This window comes from Glaciecola nitratireducens FR1064, from assembly GCF_000226565.1.
GTDB lineage: Bacteria > Pseudomonadota > Gammaproteobacteria > Enterobacterales > Alteromonadaceae > Glaciecola > Glaciecola nitratireducens.
Genome location: NC_016041.1, coordinates 712,240 through 729,065, shown reverse-complemented (window position 1 = coordinate 729,065; position 16,826 = coordinate 712,240). Strand labels below are relative to the sequence as shown.

The window sequence follows — 16,826 nt, the reverse complement described above, 5'->3', positions numbered from 1 at the left end:
TTATTCCTCTACTTTACCGCCAGCCGCGTTAATCGCTTCGAGTGCACCTTTACTCACGCGGATACCACTTAAAGTAACAGAACGATTAATTTCGCCACTCTTCATCACTTTTACAAACAGGATTTCTTTTTTAACAAGACCCGCTGCTTTCAAAGTTTCAAGAGAAACGATATCGCCTTCTACTTTAGCAATTTCGCTAAGAGTAACTTGGTCAGATACGAACGATTTACGTGACGTAAAACCGAATTTCGGTAAACGACGTTGAAGAGGCATTTGACCACCTTCAAAACCAGGTCTAACAGTACCGCCTGAGCGAGACTTTTGACCTTTATGACCACGACCACCAGTCTTGCCTAAGCCAGAACCGATACCGCGACCCGCGCGCTTACTTGCTTTGTTAGCTCCCTCGGCAGGAGCGAGAGTATTAAGTCTCATAGATTACTCCTCTACTATCTCAACCATGTATTGAACACGGTTGATCATGCCACGAACTGACGGAGTATCTTCCAACTCACGTACTTGTCCGATTTTACGTAATCCCAAACCAACTAAAGTTGCTTTGTGCTTAGGAAGACGTCCGATTGAGCTTTTAGTTTGCTTAACTTTAATCATCTTAGACATGTTCGATTACCCCAAAATATCTTTGACTGACAAACCGCGTTTTGCAGCAATCTTCTCTGGTGAATTCATTTCCACTAGAGCGTTGACTGTTGCACGTACAACGTTAATCGGGTTTGTAGAACCGTAGCATTTTGAAAGTACGTTCTGAACACCAGCTACTTCAAGTACTGCACGCATCGCACCACCGGCAATAATACCAGTACCTTCTGATGCAGGCTGCATGTAAACTTTAGAGCCAGAATGACGACCTTTAATTGGATGCTGTAATGTATTGCCGTTTAGGTCAACGTCAACTAAGTTGCGTCGAGCCTTTTCCATTGCTTTTTGGATTGCAGCAGGTACTTCACGTGCCTTACCGTAACCAAAACCAACGCGGCCATTGCCATCGCCAACCACTGTCAAAGCTGTGAAACTAAAGATACGACCACCTTTAACAACTTTTGATACACGGTTTACAGCGATAAGCTTTTCTAACAGATCACCCTGTTGTTGAACTTCTTGCTTAGCCATTTTAAACTCCTAGAACTGAAGGCCCGCTTCACGAGCGGCATCAGCCAGTGCTTTCACACGACCATGATATTTAAATCCACTTCTATCGAAAGCCACTTTCAAAATGCCTTTTTCGATAGCTCGTTCTGCGATCGCTTTACCAACTGCCGCTGCTGCCTCTGCGTTGCCTGTAGCTTTTAAAGAACCCTTAAGGTCTTTTTCTACAGTAGAAGCTGCTGCTAATACTTCAGAACCACTTGGAGCGATTAACTGAGCATAGATGTGGCGTGGTGTGCGGTTTATAACCAAGCGATGTGCACCTAACTCACTAATTTTCTTACGGGCGCGAGTAGCGCGACGTAAGCGAGCTGATTTCTTATCCATCGTATTACCTACCTACTTTTTCTTAGCTTCTTTACGACGCACAGTTTCATCTGCGTAACGAACACCTTTGCCTTTATATGGCTCTGGTGGACGGTATGCGCGGATATTCGCTGCAACCTGACCTACAACCTGCTTATCAGTGCCTTTGACAATGATTTCAGTTTGCGTAGGGGTTTCTACGGTAATGCCTTCAGGCATTTCGTAGCCGACAGGGTGAGAAAAGCCCAACGTAAGGTTTAGTTTGCTACCTTGTGCTGACGCACGGTAACCAACACCATTAAGTTGAAGTTTCTTTTCAAAACCATCAGTAACACCGATTACCATCTGATCCAACAATGCGCGAGCGGTACCAGCCTGAGCCCAGTTGTTTGCAAAACCATCACGTGGAAGTGCTTTCAATTGGTTCTCTTCTTGTACTACTTCGACTGCGTTATTAAATACGCGGGTCAATGTACCTTTACTACCTTTTACTGTGACTTCTTGGCCAGCGATTGTAATTTCTACGCCAGTTCGGATGTCGACAGGTGCTTTTGCTATACGTGACATAATTATTCCCCTGTTATGCTACATAACCGATGATCTCACCGCCCATACCCGCTTTACGCGCTGCACGGTCAGTCATCACACCTTTTGAGGTAGACACGATAGCAACCCCGAGTCCGCCCATCACTTTTGGTAACTCATCTTTTTTCTTATAGATGCGTAGACCAGGACGGCTAACTCGTTCGATTGTATCAATTACTTTTTTACCTTCGAAATACTTCAAAGTAACTTCTAATACAGGCTTAACGCCTTCAGTTACTGAAGAACTTTCGATATAACCTTCAGCTTCAAGTACTTTTGCGATAGCAACACGTACTTTTGAAGAAGGCATAGAAACCGCAACTTTCGAAGCCAATTGGCCGTTACGAATTCGGGTAAACATATCTGCGATAGGATCTTGCATGCTCATAGTCTGCTCTCCTTACCAACTGGCTTTTTTAAGGCCAGGGACTTCACCACGCATTGCAGCTTCACGAAGCTTTATGCGAGAAAGACCAAATTTGCGTAGGAACCCATGTGGACGGCCCGTGATGCGACAACGATTATGTTGACGCGACGGAGACGAATCACGTGGAAGTGATTGCAGTTTTAGAACAGCATTCCAGCGCTCTTCTTCCGAAGAGTTTACGTCACTGATCGTCGCTTTAAGCGCAGAACGTTTCGTTGCATACTGTTTAACCAGCTTGGCACGTTTTACTTCACGCGCCTTCATTGATTCTTTTGCCATAACCCTACACCTTATTTTCTAAACGGGAAGCTGAACGCACTCAAAAGAGCGTGTGCTTCATCGTTAGTATCTGCACTGGTAGTGATAGTAATATCCATACCTCGCATTTTATCCACTTTATCGAATTCGATTTCAGGGAAGATGATTTGTTCACGAACACCCATGCTATAGTTGCCTCGACCGTCAAAAGATTTCGGGTTAAGACCACGGAAGTCACGGATACGTGGAATTGTAATTGAGATTAATCTCTCAAGGAATTCCCACATACGTTCGCCACGCAGGGTCACTTTGCAGCCAATCGGATAACCTTCACGGATTTTAAAACCCGCAACAGATTTTCTAGCAACAGTGACAATTGGTTTTTGACCGGCAATCGCTGCCATGTCAGCTTGCGCTGACTCAAGAACTTTCTTATCCGCTACTGCTTCACCCAAACCCATGTTTAAGGTGATTTTCTCAATCCGAGGGACTTGCATGACGCTTTTGTACCCGAACTGCTTCGCAAGTTCAGCTACTACTGTTTCTTTATAGAAATCATGCAGTTTCGCCATCGTACTCTCCAATAATTATACTAGGTCGCCGTTAGACTTAAAGAAACGAACTTTCTTTTCATCTTCAACACGGAAACCAACGCGATCAGCTTTACCCGTTGCTGGGTTAACTAACGCGACGTTAGACACATGAATGGTGGCTTCTTTCTCAATGATACCGCCAGGCTGCTCAATCTGTGGATTGGCTTTCTGGTGTTTCTTGATCATGTTCACACCTTCAACTACTAAACGGTCTTCAGAACCAAGTACTTTCAAGACTTTGCCTTGTTTTCCTTTGTCTCTTCCCGCTAATACGACTACTTCATCATCACGACGAATTTTATTAGCCATTATCGTGACTCCTTATAATACCTCTGGGGCCAATGAGATAATCTTCATGAATGAATCTCCACGAAGCTCACGGGTTACCGGGCCAAAGATACGCGTACCAATTGGTTGCTTGTTTGCATTGAGCAAAACAGCTGCGTTGTTATCGAAACGGATGGTTGAACCATCTGCACGACGAACGCCTTTTCTAGTACGCACCACCACTGCATTCAGAACATCACCTTTCTTTACTTTACCGCGAGGAATTGCTTCCTTGACAGTAACTTTGATGATGTCACCGATATGTGCATAACGGCGATGCGAGCCACCAAGAACCTTAATACACTGAACCCTGCGAGCTCCCGAATTATCGGCAACGTCCAGGTTAGTTTGCATTTGGATCATGTTTAGTGCTCCGCTGTTAAATATTATGACTCTTGCGAGTCGCTAAGCTGCTATTTGCCCCTTGATTTCAAAAGAAATTTCAGAAAAAATAGACCACACCCCTACAAAAAGGGCGCGAAACTATAACAGAAATTAAGGGGTAGCGGTAGTTTAATTTACAAAACAGTTCAGTTTATTTGCTAGTCTTGCGTACTTCACTTCGCTTTAAGAATAAGTATGTTGGGGTGGTGAATAAAAACACACTGGTTGGGAAGACGAAAGGCAGTGGTCCTGCCTATCAATTCTGCTTAGATTGAACGCTGTCGAACAATTTCGTACAAACACACACCTGTCGCCACTGACACATTCAAGCTACTGACTGAACCTGCCATAGGTAGCTTAATTAGCTCATCGCAGTTCTCGCGAGTCAGCCTGCGCATGCCTTTGCCCTCAGCTCCCATAACCAGAGCAGTTGGTCCTGTCAGTTTACACGCATAAATTGACTGCTCAGCCTCGCCTGCAGTACCAACAATCCAAACACCCGCATCTTGCATTGCTTTAATCGTTCGCGAAAGATTAGTCACCTGAATTAACGGAATGACTTCAGCCGCGCCACAAGCCACCTTGCGAACGGTGGGTGAAAGCGTAGCTGATTTATCCTTTGGCACCACGACTGCATGCACACCGGCTGCGTCGGCGGTGCGCAGACAGGCTCCTAAATTATGAGGATCAGTCACACCATCTAAAACCAGTATAAAGGGTGATGCTTGGCTTTTTAAAATATTGTTTAGGTCGTGTTCATCTAACACTTTACCTGGCTTCGCGCGCGCAACAACACCTTGATGTTGTTCGCCATTGCATTTGTCGTCCAATGTCTTGCGCTGGCAAAATTGAACGCCAATACCATGTCGCTTAGCTTCATCAAGAATATAGGTTAAGCGCTCATCATCGCGGCCTTTCAACACAAATAATTCAATAACACGTTCTGGTTCGTGATCCATGACCGCCGTCATCGCGTGCAGTCCGTAAATTAATTCCTGTTGTGCCATCTTTATGTCTGCTTCTTATTTTTTGATGATTTTCTAGCTTTAGACGCCGGACCTGGTCTTTTTCTGCCTGCAGGCTTGCGCTTCGAAGGCGGTTTATCATTTGCAGAAGCGCTGTCTTTGGCCGCTTTATCCTTTGAGCCCTTACCTTGAGTTCCATCTACCTTAGTAGAAGACCCGTTTTTGCCTTTACCGCCAGCTTTACCTTTACCGCTGCGCTTGCGTGGTGCTTTCACTTTGCCGCGGCTGCTTGTTACACCATCAATAAGCAAGTCAATTTTTCGCTCATCAAGGTTAACGCCCGCAACTTTAATCTTAACCTCATCGCCCAACCTGAATATAACTCCTGAGCTTTCCCCTACTAAGCATTGCTTTTGGTCATCGTATTGATAGTAATCGCTTGCTAGTGAGGTAATGTGCACTAGACCATCAATTTGGAACTCTGTAATACGTACAAACAGACCAAAGTTCGTCACCGATGCAATCACGCCGTCAAAAACATCGCCAACGTGATCTTGCATAAACTCACATTTTAACCAATCAGACACATCTCTCGTAGCATCATCTGCTCGGCGCTCTGCCATTGAACATTGTTCACCTAACTGTTCGACTTCCTCCGCCGAATAAGCTTTTCCACCGGTTCTCGATTTACGTTGATTTTGTTTATCGACAATTGCTTTAATTGCTCGGTGGACCACCAAATCCGGATAGCGACGTATAGGCGACGTAAAGTGTGCATATGCGTTTAGTGCTAAACCAAAATGCCCAACGTTATCTGGCGAATAAACCGCTTGCTTCATGGAGCGAAGAAGCATCGTCTGGATAAGTTCTTTGTCGGGTCGATGTTGGATTTTTTTCATGACACTCGTGAAGTCAGCTGGCGTAGGTTCTTCACTCACGGTAAAAGGAATGCCGATTTCTGACAGATACGTTTTGAACGTAGTTAGGCGATCTTCATCTGGCTTGTCATGCACGCGGAACAGAGCTTCGGCTTTGTTTTTCTCCAAGAATTCCGCTGCACATACGTTTGCCATAATCATGCATTCTTCAATTAACATGTGCGCTTCATTGCGCTCTACCGCAATGATATGAGAAATTTTTCGTTGTGCGTTAAAAACAAATTTGCTTTCAATCGTTTCAAACTCAATGGCACCGCGACCTTGACGCGCTTTTTTCAGCGCTTTAAACAAGTTATTGAGGTTCATCAAGTGAGGAACATGCTGCTCATAACGTTTGAGTAAGACTTCATCTCCCTTCAGAATTCCCCATACTTTATTGTAGGTAAGGCGAGCATGAGAACGCATTACTGCTTCATAAAACTGATATTCACCTAATTTTCCGCCTGCAGAAATAGTCATTTCACAAACCATACACAGTCTGTCAACATCTGGGTTGAGAGAGCATAATCCGTTAGACAGAACTTCAGGCAGCATGGGTATTACTTTTTCAGGGAAATACACAGAAGTCGCACGATTTTGAGCTTCGCTGTCAAGAGCGGTGCCGGTTTTGACATAGGAACTAACGTCAGCAATCGCCACCCATAGTTGCCATGAACCATCGTCGTTGGGCTGACAATAAACGGCGTCGTCAAAATCTCTGGCATCTTCACCATCAATAGTCATTAAAGGTAATTGTCGTAAATCAACACGACCTTCTTTGGACTGCTCTGGCACTTCCTCCGACAAACCTTCAACCTGCTTCAAAACGCCTTTCGGCCAGTTGTGCGGGATATCAAAATTACGCAAGGCCATTTCAATTTCCATGCCTGGGGCCATATGCTCACCCAGTACCTCTAGTATTTTACCAATGGCATTAACTTGTCTGCGCGGGCGTTGGGTAATTTCTACAATAACGACATGACCTTGTCTGGCACCATTCCTACCTTCTGGTGGAATAATAATTTCGTGCGAAATGCGGTTATCATCTGGAATAACGATAGAGACGCCTTCTTCCATAAAAAAACGACCTACAATCGGTTCTTTTCTTGGTTCTAGGACTCGATTCGGACGGAATTCTGCACGCCCTCTTCTGTCTGCACCGCCCATTACACCCTCTACAATATCGTCGTGCAAGAGTGTTTGCATTTGACCTTGGTGGATAAATAAGTCTTTTTCTGTATCGGAGTGCTTTAAAAAGCCATAGCCATCGCGATGGCCAATAACTCGGCCTCTGATTAGCGCTTCAGCTTTTTGTACTTCATATTTTTTGTCGCGTGTGAAAGCCACCTGCCCTTCGCGCTCCATAGCACGCAGGCGCCGCTGAATACCAATTCTGGCATCTTCATCTGTCGCGTTGACAATATTGCAGATTTCTAAAAAGGAAAGGGCTTTAGTAGCGTTGGAAAGTGTTTCGAGTAGAAATTCTCGGCTTGCTACCGGGTTTTCGTATTTTTCTTTTTCTCTTGAGTAATGCGGATCTTCTGACATTCATTCTTTTCGTTGTTAAATTCGCGAGTATTATAACAAGGTTTTTGTTGCAAGTCTGTGACAATTAATGTTTGCTCATAAATTAAGCGTTTTTTTTACAGGATGCTTTATGTTGTCCCCTAACTAAATTCGTCTATCGATGACTACAACTAATTAATCATCGGTTTACGCGCATCTCGCACAGCTTTAGGGTGCATTAGGGACTCTAATTCACCCATGTACATGGCTATACGCTGGTGCGTTCGGCTATCATCGGTTATCGCGTTATAAAGCCAATGATAGAGATCTTCAAAATCGTATGGACTGCCATAACCATCAATAAACAATTCTGCCAGCTGTAGTTGAGCTTTTAAGTTTCCTAATGCAGATGCTTCTCGCAAATAAATAACTGCTCTTTTCTTATCTTCTTGTACTAGTTTCCCAATAGAATGATAGCGGCCTAACTGTTCTAACGCAGCTGCTAAACCTTGCGCTGCGGCTTCCCGCATGTAATAAACGCCGCGCTCGGGTTCTGCATCTACGCATACACCCCAAGCAAGCATGTCGCCCCACAGGAATTGATAAGCAGGTACTCTGAGCACTTCGGCTCTGGCCTCGATGTCCTGAACTAACTGACAACGATCAGAGACTACTCGCTCCAAGTGCTGGTTTTTATTGATCATTTTAATCAGGTCGTCTTGACTGTAAATTTGCACAGCTTCTAATTGCTGAGCCTCAGTAGTGCCAATCATAGTGATAAAAATAGTAATGAAAATCGAAAATTTGAACACGAAGACTCCTGACCTTGCGATATTTAAGCTGCTAAGTAGCTATCGGCAAATTAGCTAACAGCAATAGTAGCAAACTATAAAAAACCTTGTTTTGGTGTTTTTAATTCTCTTGTTTGATCAATGCATATGTTTAGGCAGTAATAAGCACGTCACCAAAATACGAAGAATGAAATATCAGCTTGTGTTATTTTTTGGTAGACTTTAGTGATTAAGTTAATTGCTATTAATCTTGATAGTTATTACTAGTCACTGTGCGCTTACACGTTAATTTCTCATAAAAAGCGTATTTAAAAACTCAGATTTATTGCATCTGGGATGAACTGGCTGATTAATAGACCATCTAGTAAGTAAGCAATGCACATAATAAGTTAACGATTTAATAAAGGACTTTCATGAAAGTGATTAATTGCACGGTTGAATCGATTGAAGCGCAGACTTCAATTGTGCACAAAGTAGTATTGACTCCCGAGTTCCCTCTTGAGTTTAAAGCGGGTCAATACCTTCAAGTAGTAATGGGTGAAAATGATAAACGTCCTTTTTCTATTGCAAACGCGCCTAGTTCATCAAATAAAATTGAGCTGCATATAGGTGCTGACCCCGCAAATAGCTATGCTTTCGAAGTATTGGCGAAATGTAAAGAAGAGGGTAAATTGATTGTTGAAGCTCCTTTAGGTAATGCATATTTGCGAGAATCAAGTTCGCCAGCAATTGTTGTTGCCGGCGGCACTGGCTATTCTTATGCAAAATCAATTGTTATAGATTGTATTGAAAATCAGCCGCACAGAGAGCTAACTTTGTATTGGGGGGCTAAATCGCTTAATGACTTATATGAGTCTAGTGAATTGGAAGCGATGAGTATTACCCATCCACACTTTACGTTCATTCCGGTGGTCGAACATCCAAACGATGACTGGACGGGGCACACTGGTTGGGTTCATAAAGCGGTAATGAAAGATATTATCGACTTTTCAGCTTTACAGGTCTATACAGCAGGTCGTTTCGAAATGTCAGCGACCATTCGGGATGAATTTTGCGCCAACGGGCTCAACAAAACTGAATTGTTCGGCGACGCCTACGCCTTTATATAAAAATTAGTAAAATCATGAACGAACTGAACTGTTTCTTAAGCGATTTATGCTGCAGTTCGTTACTGATTGCAATACGCCAGGTCTTAGATTTGGATTTAATGGCCACTTTTTCAGATAGATTTAGTTCGATGAACATTGTTTTCGGAATGCTAGGATTTTAGTAGCTTTACAAAACAAACACTATCTTAGTAACGATTGTTTTTATAACCATTTTTTAAAGTAAATAGCTAAGGACATTGTATGCGTAAATCAACTTATTCACTGGGCAAGATCAACAAGGCTATCGCCTGTAGTTTGCTCGTTTTTTCATCCTCGCTGCTTGTGGATAGCGGCGTTGCGCATGCACAACAAACTCCCACCAATATGGTTAGTTACACTGACCAAGCTCTTTTACACGAAATAGCAAAGGACGTTTCAGCAGACCGAATTGAACAAGATATTCGCACTTTGGTTGGATTTGGTACGCGACACACCCTCTCAGAAACAGAATCAGAAACACGCGGCATCGGTGCGGCGCGACGATGGATTAAGGAAGAGTTTGAAAAGATCTCGGCGGAATGCGGCGGCTGTTTGGAAGTGTTTTTTCAAGCAAAAGTTATTTCTGGTGAACGACGTATTCCAGATTCAACCGAAGTTGTCAGCGTTATCGCGATTCAAAAAGGCACTACAGACTCCAATAGGTATGTCATGATGAGTGGTGATATTGATTCTCGGGTGTCCGATGTGATGGACAGTACATCTGACTCTCCTGGCGCTAACGACAACGCATCGGGCGTTGCCGGTACCTTAGAAGCAGCTAGAGTATTGAGCAAACACAAATTTGAAGGTAGCATCGTATATGCTGCATTAGCCGGTGAAGAACAAGGTTTGTTCGGTGGACAAATACTTGCAGAATATGCAAAAGCTAACAACTGGCGTTTAAAAGCGGTGTTGAATAACGACATGATCGGTAACATCGAAGGTATTAACGGCGTTATTAACAACACAACAGCCAGAATATTCGCAGAAGGAACAAGAAATACTGAAACTGCAGACGAAGCAACATATCGTCGCTTTACAGGCGGCGAAGTTGATAGCCCAAGCCGAAATTTGGCGCGCTATATCGACTTCATGGCTGACCGCTACATTGAAAATTTAGATACAATGGTGGTTTATCGTTTAGACCGCTTCAGACGCGGCGGACATCATCGTCCATTCAATGACCTCGGCTTTCCTGGCGTTCGCATTATGGAAACAAACGAACATTATGACAGACAGCATCAGGACTTGCGCACCGAAAATGGCATCGTTTATGGTGATACTATCGAAGGCGTCAATTTCGACTATGCAGCAAAGTTAACTGCGCTCAATGCAGTTTCACTAGCCGGCATGGCTAACGCACCAAATCCACCAGCAGATGTCAGTATTTCTGGCGCAGTGCAAGCTTCAACGACCCTAAGCTGGAAACCTCATGCAGATGCTGATACAACGCCAAGCAACCCACATTTAAAGGGCTACAAGATATATTGGCGATTAACAGATGCACCACAGTGGCAGTACAGCAAGTATGTAGGTAACGTAACTACAGCAACACTTGAGAATGTTGTTATTGATAATTATTTCTTTGGAGTTGCTAGCGTTAGCGAAGACGGTTTTGAAAGCCCCGTAGTATTTCCTGGTGCAGCAGGTGCGTTTGGAGAATAATCCAAATGAGAGTGAAAACTCGTACTTACATTAATGAAGGTTTAAAGGTAATTAAATGAACAATGAATTGTCAGTACGAGCACCACTTCTTATTTGCTTAGAAGGTAAGTCTCCATGCTTATAAGTAACACGCACAAAGCAGTAATGGCAGCGGCAGTGCTGCTTGTTGTATCGAGTATGTTGTTATCAACCACTCTTCAAGCGCAAACCTTAAATCTTGTAGGCAACAAGGTCGCTACTTATATTGACGAGCATAAATTACCCGCTCGTCAAATGGACGTTGTTGCTGCCGCATTGGGCGATAAAAAAGCGCAAATAATAGCAACAACGCAAGCTTGGTCGGGCAGCGGATTAAGATCAGGCAAGTTTGCTGGTTACATTGACCATTATTCTCTTAATGACCAAAAAGATGATTACCTCTACTCTTTGCCTTACATGCAAGTGGAATTGCATGTGGTATCGCGAAATCAAAAAGCCGAAAGCATTATTAGGCTTGAACAACTGTATCGTGAACGAGTTGGTGTCGAGAATCGGTTCGCCAACACTGATCAACTGCGCGACGAACGTGATATTCGGTGGGCGCGGTCCCCTTGGTTTTTCGACAATATCAAGCAACTCTCAGAACGACGCGTCGATTTCCTATTAGTGGACAAAGCGATGTTAGATGAAATGAATCTATTGCTCAAAAGTGTCGGCCAGAAACCAATTTATGTTTCCAAAGTATCTCTAATCTCAGTCAATGTCTCTTTAGCGATACATCGTGATTACGCTGATGCTAAAGATATTATCGCGTCTTTTGAAAAGGGTATCGAGGCATTAAAAAGCAGTGGCGAGTATGCAGAATTACTGAAACAAGACCTTAACAGAGAAAGCCTACTTGATGACCGTGTTTACAGCGATATTTTAGAAAAGTGGTAAGAATACGTATAGGTCAAACTAACCTGATGTTTGCGACGAGTTCATTTGCAACTTTGCGTAAAGCATCGCTCCATCTTGAGCGACTCTTTGCATAGCGAGCACAGGTTTCCCCATTTTTTGCTGCAGCAGCGGTTGATAGCTTCCCGAGACGCCTCCCGTGATAAATATAGGAAAGCCATCGCCAAGCGCATTCGAACTTAATACAGAGGATAAGTAGTCAGCACCTTCATTAATGAGGGTGTTCGCTGTTGAATTTCCATTCTGATACAAACCAATAATAACAGGGGCAAGTTGCGCATAGTCTGCAGCTAGCTTATTTTTAAAATACCGTAGAATGTGGTCAACGCTTGCCGACTTTTCAGCATTGCTAATACCGCTCGTATAGTCAATGCCGATAGCGTGCGCTATTGCGTTACAGAACTCTTCATCATCAAGCAGATTATCGAAGCTTTTCAATAACAGTTGTACCGCTCTCAACCCAAGCCAAGCGCCACTTGCGTCATCACCGTGAATAAAACCATGGCCCCCATATTGCGTTACTAGGCCATTTTGACAATGCGCGATTGATGAGCCTGTGCCGGTAATCAGAACGACACAGTCACCGCCACTATTCGCTGCTAGGCAACTTGCGTGCAGATCACTCGTCATAAACAGCCGTTTATAAGGAACATTGAGGCGACTAAGACCCTCCTTTGCCTGTGCAGTTTGCCCTCCAGCACAACCCGCACCGACAATCAGGGATTTTCTATCAATAGATATTTTTGCACTGTGAAACGCTATATCAATAGCGATGTCAATTTGCTGCATTGCCTCCGTAAAGTTATTAAAAACATTTGCAGGGCCTGCAAGCCCAGTTCCAATGACTGTTTCAGTACTGTCATAGAGCGATGCTCTGCAGTGTGTGCCTCCAGCATCAACACCAACAAAATAGTCCGTCATACGAGCTTCCTAGGCACTCGTTTGGAAACACGAGTCATCAATTCATAACCAATAGTGCCAATGTGTTTAGCCACCTGATTGATAGGTAAGTTTCTTCCCCATAGTTCTACTGGCGAGCCTATATCAACATTATCGATATCGGTCACATCAAACGTCAGCATGTCCATCGAAACACGACCGACGAGTTTAGCTACGTGGCCATCGATAAGCGCGGGAGTGCCAATTGGAGCATGCCTCGGATAGCCATCAGCATAACCAATAGCAACAGTGGCAATAGTTGAGGGCTGTTGGGCTGTCCATGTTGCTCCGTATCCAACTGACTCGCCCGCCGGGATATGGCGAATAGCAATGACTTCGCTATTTAGTGACATCACCGTTTGCAGGGAAACTAATACTTCATCGTTTTCAAAAGGAGAACTACCGTAGAGGGATATTCCCATTCTATTCCAGGTTTTTGCAGACGCTGGCAAACAAATGTTTGCAGCAGAGTTAGCAATAGATAAACAATTGTGTCTACCAACCATGACGTTTAAAAACTGCTCTATTGCTGTCAGCGAGGCTTTATTATTAGGCTCATCGGCCCTTGCTAAATGTGTAGCGACAACGGTTTCAGCGTGAAATATATGTGCGTAATCCTCACTCAAACGCTCGTAGTCTTCGAGCATAAAGCCTAAGCGATGCATACCGGTGTCAAACTTTACCCAATGATGAAGATTATTTATTTCCTTGTTTTTTATACGTTTATTTATCCAATTTAACTGTTGCTCAGCATGTAGCATCCAAACTACATTGAGTGTATTTGTGAGTTCACACTCTTGCTCTTGATGTGGTCCTTGTAGTACCAGTATTGGCTGCGTTATTCCCGCTGCTCTAAGTTCAAAGACTTCATCAATAAACGCAACCGCAAACATATCCGCGTGGTTTTGCAAGCAAAGCGCAACCGCAACAGCACCGTTGCCATAGGCGTCTGCTTTCACCACAACAACCTGCTTGCTGTTTGGAGAGCATTCGCTCATAGCCATAAAATTATGTGTTAACGCATCGAGATCGATTGCTGCGTGGGTATGTCTAGCCAAAAAATGAACTTCCGATTAATCAGTGCAAGCAAATAAGTATTGCGATAGTAAACTAGTGAAACTTGTTTTTCATCATGATTAATGGGTTAATGGCAAGATAAATCAAGCGAATGGATAAAAATGTCAGCTTCGAGCTTTTGACAAGCAGACATTCCCCGAAGAATAACTATAAGAGCGTTATGATTGATCAATTTTCCGCCATTGACTGGCTCATTTTTGGAGGCTACGGCCTGATTCTCATTGTAAGTGGTTGGCTGTATAACCGGCAAGCTGCTAATTCAAACGACTATTTCCTAGGTGGAAAGTCGATGCCTATGTGGGTAGTTGCTATATCAGTGCTAGCCACCTCGCAAAGTGCCGCAACGTTTTTAGGTGGACCTGACCAAGGCTATCGAGGGGACCTTACTTATTTAGCCACCAATATTGCTGGCTTTATTGCCGCCATTTTTGTCGCAAAGTTTTTACTGCCCAAATTTTATAAGTTTAAAGTGTTCACCGTTTATGAACTCCTTGCTCAACGCTTTGGTGATCAAGCTAAATATCAGGCAGGCACTGTTTATTTAGTGGGTCGCTTATTTGCAAGTGGCGCGAGGCTGTATATGGCGGCCATCGCTATTGCCATGATATTGTTTGGCAACATAGAAGCTTCAAGCGTCATGATTTCAATCACGCTAATTGCTACCGTTGGGCTCTTATATACCGTGTACGGTGGTATTCGTACGGTTATATACAGCGATGTTATTCAGTGTATCGTGTATATTTCAGCAGCCCTATTAGTGCTTGGTTACTTACTCTATAGCATCCCATCCGACTTCAGTACTATTATCAATGCATTACAAACGCCTACAGATGGTTCACAGTCAAAACTTACCTTAATTGATTTCTCTCTGGATTTTTCGCCTTCCGGTGTTTTTGGGTTTTGGTCCGTCATCACCGGCTTCGTATTGTTGAACATTGCGGCTTTTGGCATGGATCAAGACGTCACACAACGCATGTTAACCTGTAAAGATTCCAAAGAAGCCACTAAAGCACTAACCTCCTCGATCATAATGGGTATTCCCGTTGTGCTTATTTTCGTCATCATTGGCATGCTTCTCTATATTTATTACCAGCGCCCTGACCTTATGAGTCAAAGTATCGCTAATGGTGACGCACCCACGCCAGAGTTTGTTGGGCAAACTGTGACGATCTTTATGTATTACGTGCTTACTGATTTGCCAAACGGCATAAAGGCGGTGGTCACCATTGGTATTATCGCGGCTGCATTGTCAACTCTCAACTCAGGACTTAACTCAATGTCTTCAGTTGCTGTGCAAGATATATATCGTGGAATTTTGCTTAAAAATGGCAAAACGCTATCAGACACACATATGGTGAAAGCCGGTAGAATTAGCATGATTGTGGTTGCTATTGCACTGAGCCTAATGGCCGCCTTGTGCTTTTACTGGCAGCAACACAGCGATATGCCATTGTTAGCATTTGCGCTGAGCGTCATGATTTTTTCTTACAGCGGCTTGCTTGGCGTTTATTTCACTGCTCTGTTTAGCAACCGCGGATCACCTCTATCTATATTAGCCGCACTAATCATTGGCTTTCTGATACCTGTGCTGATGCAGCCTTATATCATGAGTTTATATCTCCCAGTTGAATATCAATTTAGTTTAGGCTTCTCGTGGCAGCTTATGATAGCTACGTTTGTCGCCACCTCGGTGTGTTTACTCGGCAACACCAATGCAATAAAGGACAAAATGTGACGAAAACGCATGACATACTAAAAGAGTTAGGTCAGATCCCATCCGAAGGAATAAATCTGGCGAGCGAGCAAATAGATTTAATGAGTACGAAAGACGCTTTGCATTGTATAAATCACCAAGACGCCTTAGTTGCAGGAGCTGTAGCTGATGCTATTCCTGCAATTGCTAATGTTGTCGATGCTGCTGTTTTGCGCTTAAAAGAGGGCGGGCGTCTTATATACATTGGCGCTGGAACGAGTGGTCGACTCGGTATATTAGACGCAGTTGAATGTAGACCAACGTTTAGTGTTTCGGACAATGTCGTGATAGGTATTATCGCTGGCGGTGAAACCGCATTAATAAATGCTGTAGAGGGTGCTGAAGACGATATGCAAGCAGCTCAGCGTGATCTTCAAAATATAGACTTTAATCAACACGATATGTTAATTGGATTAGCCGCGAGTGGTCGTACACCATACGTTATTGGTGCTTTGAACTACGCAAAGTCTATTCAAGCCACAACAGCCTGTATTGTGTGCAATCCAAACGCACCGCTGATGCACATTGCGGATATTGGCATTTGTGCAAATGTAGGGCCTGAAGTGTTAACGGGCTCAACGCGAATGAAATCAGGTACTGCACAAAAGCTTATCCTAAATATGATCAGCACTGCGAGTATGATCAAATTGGGCAAAACCTATAAGAATTTAATGGTCGATGTGAATGCAACAAATGAAAAATTAGTTGCTAGAGCTATACGTATTGTCATGCAAGCAAGCGAATGCGAAGAAGACGTTGCGGTTAATGCCCTAGCAATTTCAAACAACAATGCAAAGCTTGCAATACTATATGTACTTACTAATAGTGACATAACTACATGCAAAAGTTTATTGAAGAACAACGATGGCTTTTTACGTAAAGCTTTGAATGAATTTTAGTCTATAAAAGAGAGGATAAAGTCGTTTAGGAAAGCTAATTTAACTTCCAATATTAGCTATTTCAGTGAAAAAATTTCTACGCAGAACAAACTATAATGCATCGTCGCGCTTTTTGATTGATTACTATTTAAACAACAAAAAAGCATGAACACCAGTATATTAAGACAATAGCGACACAAAAAGTCACATTAGTACTTTAATAAC

General features: G+C 43.4%; 20 protein-coding genes. 5 read left to right on the top strand and 15 right to left on the bottom strand.

What is annotated here, in order from left to right:
- From rplO to GNIT_RS03070, 13 genes are all read right to left on the bottom strand, one after another.
- Positions 1-435, bottom strand: a complete 435-nt coding sequence (rplO, locus tag GNIT_RS03130) for a 50S ribosomal protein L15 (protein ID WP_014107682.1) — start codon at positions 433-435, stop codon at positions 1-3.
- Between the two features lie 3 nt (positions 436-438).
- Entirely contained in the window at positions 439-621 is a 183-nt protein-coding gene (rpmD, locus tag GNIT_RS03125) for a 50S ribosomal protein L30 (RefSeq protein ID WP_014107681.1), read from the bottom strand.
- Positions 622-627: 6 nt separating this feature from the next.
- The gene (gene rpsE / locus GNIT_RS03120) at positions 628-1,131 is read right to left on the bottom strand and encodes a 30S ribosomal protein S5 (RefSeq protein ID WP_006011602.1); all 504 of its coding nucleotides are present in this window, start codon (positions 1,129-1,131) and stop codon (positions 628-630) included.
- A 9-nt stretch (positions 1,132-1,140) separates the two neighbouring features.
- Positions 1,141-1,494 (bottom strand): 50S ribosomal protein L18, encoded by a 354-nt coding sequence (gene rplR, locus GNIT_RS03115; RefSeq protein WP_014107680.1) that lies wholly within the window; start codon positions 1,492-1,494, stop codon positions 1,141-1,143.
- Between the two features lie 12 nt (positions 1,495-1,506).
- Positions 1,507-2,040, bottom strand: coding sequence for a 50S ribosomal protein L6 (gene rplF / locus GNIT_RS03110; RefSeq protein WP_014107679.1), 534 nt, complete (start codon positions 2,038-2,040; stop codon positions 1,507-1,509).
- Between the two features lie 13 nt (positions 2,041-2,053).
- Positions 2,054-2,446, bottom strand: coding sequence for a 30S ribosomal protein S8 (rpsH, locus tag GNIT_RS03105; RefSeq protein ID WP_014107678.1), 393 nt, complete (start codon positions 2,444-2,446; stop codon positions 2,054-2,056).
- A gap of 12 nt (positions 2,447-2,458) precedes the next feature.
- Complete coding sequence (gene rpsN / locus GNIT_RS03100) at positions 2,459-2,764, bottom strand: 30S ribosomal protein S14 (RefSeq protein WP_014107677.1); 306 nt, start codon at positions 2,762-2,764, stop codon at positions 2,459-2,461.
- Positions 2,765-2,775: 11 nt separating this feature from the next.
- Complete coding sequence (gene rplE / locus GNIT_RS03095; RefSeq protein WP_014107676.1) at positions 2,776-3,315, bottom strand: 50S ribosomal protein L5; 540 nt, start codon at positions 3,313-3,315, stop codon at positions 2,776-2,778.
- 15 nt (positions 3,316-3,330) lie between these two features.
- The gene (gene rplX, locus GNIT_RS03090; RefSeq protein WP_014107675.1) at positions 3,331-3,645 is read right to left on the bottom strand and encodes a 50S ribosomal protein L24; all 315 of its coding nucleotides are present in this window, start codon (positions 3,643-3,645) and stop codon (positions 3,331-3,333) included.
- A 12-nt stretch (positions 3,646-3,657) separates the two neighbouring features.
- Positions 3,658-4,026: a 50S ribosomal protein L14 gene (rplN, locus tag GNIT_RS03085; protein ID WP_008846203.1), complete on the bottom strand. Its 369-nt coding sequence runs from the start codon at positions 4,024-4,026 to the stop codon at positions 3,658-3,660.
- Between the two features lie 287 nt (positions 4,027-4,313).
- A complete protein-coding gene (gene rlmB, locus GNIT_RS03080) occupies positions 4,314-5,054 on the bottom strand; it encodes a 23S rRNA (guanosine(2251)-2'-O)-methyltransferase RlmB (RefSeq protein WP_014107674.1) in 741 nt (246 codons plus the stop codon).
- A 2-nt stretch (positions 5,055-5,056) separates the two neighbouring features.
- A complete protein-coding gene (gene rnr / locus GNIT_RS03075; RefSeq protein ID WP_014107673.1) occupies positions 5,057-7,477 on the bottom strand; it encodes a ribonuclease R in 2,421 nt (806 codons plus the stop codon).
- 149 nt (positions 7,478-7,626) lie between these two features.
- Entirely contained in the window at positions 7,627-8,208 is a 582-nt protein-coding gene (locus tag GNIT_RS03070) for a tetratricopeptide repeat protein (RefSeq protein ID WP_041246599.1), read from the bottom strand.
- 431 nt (positions 8,209-8,639) lie between these two features.
- On the opposite strand from GNIT_RS03070, the gene fre reads away from it, so the two are divergent.
- The 3 genes from fre to GNIT_RS03055 all read left to right on the top strand — a co-directional run bounded on the left by fre (position 8,640) and on the right by GNIT_RS03055 (position 11,936).
- Entirely contained in the window at positions 8,640-9,335 is a 696-nt protein-coding gene (gene fre / locus GNIT_RS03065) for an NAD(P)H-flavin reductase (RefSeq protein WP_014107671.1), read from the top strand.
- A 240-nt stretch (positions 9,336-9,575) separates the two neighbouring features.
- On the top strand, positions 9,576-11,018 hold the full coding sequence (locus tag GNIT_RS03060) for a M28 family metallopeptidase (RefSeq protein ID WP_014107670.1): 1,443 nt from the start codon (positions 9,576-9,578) through the stop codon (positions 11,016-11,018).
- 114 nt (positions 11,019-11,132) lie between these two features.
- Entirely contained in the window at positions 11,133-11,936 is an 804-nt protein-coding gene (locus GNIT_RS03055) for a substrate-binding periplasmic protein (RefSeq protein ID WP_014107669.1), read from the top strand.
- Positions 11,937-11,954: 18 nt separating this feature from the next.
- Here GNIT_RS03055 and GNIT_RS03050 read toward each other — a convergent pair whose 3' ends face one another.
- Together GNIT_RS03050 and alr are read right to left on the bottom strand one after the other, a co-directional pair.
- Positions 11,955-12,875 (bottom strand): glucosamine kinase nucleotide-binding domain-containing protein, encoded by a 921-nt coding sequence (locus GNIT_RS03050; RefSeq protein ID WP_014107668.1) that lies wholly within the window; start codon positions 12,873-12,875, stop codon positions 11,955-11,957.
- Positions 12,872-13,951 carry an alanine racemase gene (gene alr / locus GNIT_RS03045; RefSeq protein WP_014107667.1) on the bottom strand — a complete coding sequence of 360 codons (1,080 nt, stop codon included), beginning with the start codon at positions 13,949-13,951 and terminating at the stop codon, positions 12,872-12,874. The genes GNIT_RS03050 and alr overlap by 4 nt, the downstream gene beginning before the upstream one ends.
- A 179-nt stretch (positions 13,952-14,130) precedes the next feature.
- On the opposite strand from alr, the gene GNIT_RS03040 reads away from it, so the two are divergent.
- Both GNIT_RS03040 and murQ read left to right on the top strand, forming a co-directional pair.
- The gene (locus GNIT_RS03040; RefSeq protein ID WP_014107666.1) at positions 14,131-15,705 is read left to right on the top strand and encodes a sodium:solute symporter; all 1,575 of its coding nucleotides are present in this window, start codon (positions 14,131-14,133) and stop codon (positions 15,703-15,705) included.
- Positions 15,702-16,622: an N-acetylmuramic acid 6-phosphate etherase gene (gene murQ, locus GNIT_RS03035; protein WP_014107665.1), complete on the top strand. Its 921-nt coding sequence runs from the start codon at positions 15,702-15,704 to the stop codon at positions 16,620-16,622. Before GNIT_RS03040 ends, murQ begins: the two co-directional genes overlap by 4 nt.
- The last annotated feature ends 204 nt before the right edge of the window (positions 16,623-16,826 follow it).

Excerpts from the sequence above, each read along its gene's own strand:
- rplO (WP_014107682.1), bottom strand. The coding sequence starts at position 435 with ATGAGACTTAATACTCTCGCTCCTGCCGAGGGAGCTAACAAAGCAAGT.
- rpmD (WP_014107681.1), bottom strand. The coding sequence starts at position 621 with ATGTCTAAGATGATTAAAGTTAAGCAAACTAAAAGCTCAATCGGACGT.
- rpsE (WP_006011602.1), bottom strand. The coding sequence starts at position 1,131 with ATGGCTAAGCAAGAAGTTCAACAACAGGGTGATCTGTTAGAAAAGCTT.
- rplR (WP_014107680.1), bottom strand. The coding sequence starts at position 1,494 with ATGGATAAGAAATCAGCTCGCTTACGTCGCGCTACTCGCGCCCGTAAG.
- rplF (WP_014107679.1), bottom strand. The coding sequence starts at position 2,040 with ATGTCACGTATAGCAAAAGCACCTGTCGACATCCGAACTGGCGTAGAA.
- rpsH (WP_014107678.1), bottom strand. The coding sequence starts at position 2,446 with ATGAGCATGCAAGATCCTATCGCAGATATGTTTACCCGAATTCGTAAC.
- rpsN (WP_014107677.1), bottom strand. The coding sequence starts at position 2,764 with ATGGCAAAAGAATCAATGAAGGCGCGTGAAGTAAAACGTGCCAAGCTG.
- rplE (WP_014107676.1), bottom strand. The coding sequence starts at position 3,315 with ATGGCGAAACTGCATGATTTCTATAAAGAAACAGTAGTAGCTGAACTT.
- rplX (WP_014107675.1), bottom strand. The coding sequence starts at position 3,645 with ATGGCTAATAAAATTCGTCGTGATGATGAAGTAGTCGTATTAGCGGGA.
- rplN (WP_008846203.1), bottom strand. The coding sequence starts at position 4,026 with ATGATCCAAATGCAAACTAACCTGGACGTTGCCGATAATTCGGGAGCT.
- rlmB (WP_014107674.1), bottom strand. The coding sequence starts at position 5,054 with ATGGCACAACAGGAATTAATTTACGGACTGCACGCGATGACGGCGGTC.
- rnr (WP_014107673.1), bottom strand. The coding sequence starts at position 7,477 with ATGTCAGAAGATCCGCATTACTCAAGAGAAAAAGAAAAATACGAAAAC.
- GNIT_RS03070 (WP_041246599.1), bottom strand. The coding sequence starts at position 8,208 with ATGATTGGCACTACTGAGGCTCAGCAATTAGAAGCTGTGCAAATTTAC.
- fre (WP_014107671.1), top strand. The coding sequence starts at position 8,640 with ATGAAAGTGATTAATTGCACGGTTGAATCGATTGAAGCGCAGACTTCA.
- GNIT_RS03060 (WP_014107670.1), top strand. The coding sequence starts at position 9,576 with ATGCGTAAATCAACTTATTCACTGGGCAAGATCAACAAGGCTATCGCC.
- GNIT_RS03055 (WP_014107669.1), top strand. The coding sequence starts at position 11,133 with ATGCTTATAAGTAACACGCACAAAGCAGTAATGGCAGCGGCAGTGCTG.
- GNIT_RS03050 (WP_014107668.1), bottom strand. The coding sequence starts at position 12,875 with ATGACGGACTATTTTGTTGGTGTTGATGCTGGAGGCACACACTGCAGA.
- GNIT_RS03040 (WP_014107666.1), top strand. The coding sequence starts at position 14,131 with ATGATTGATCAATTTTCCGCCATTGACTGGCTCATTTTTGGAGGCTAC.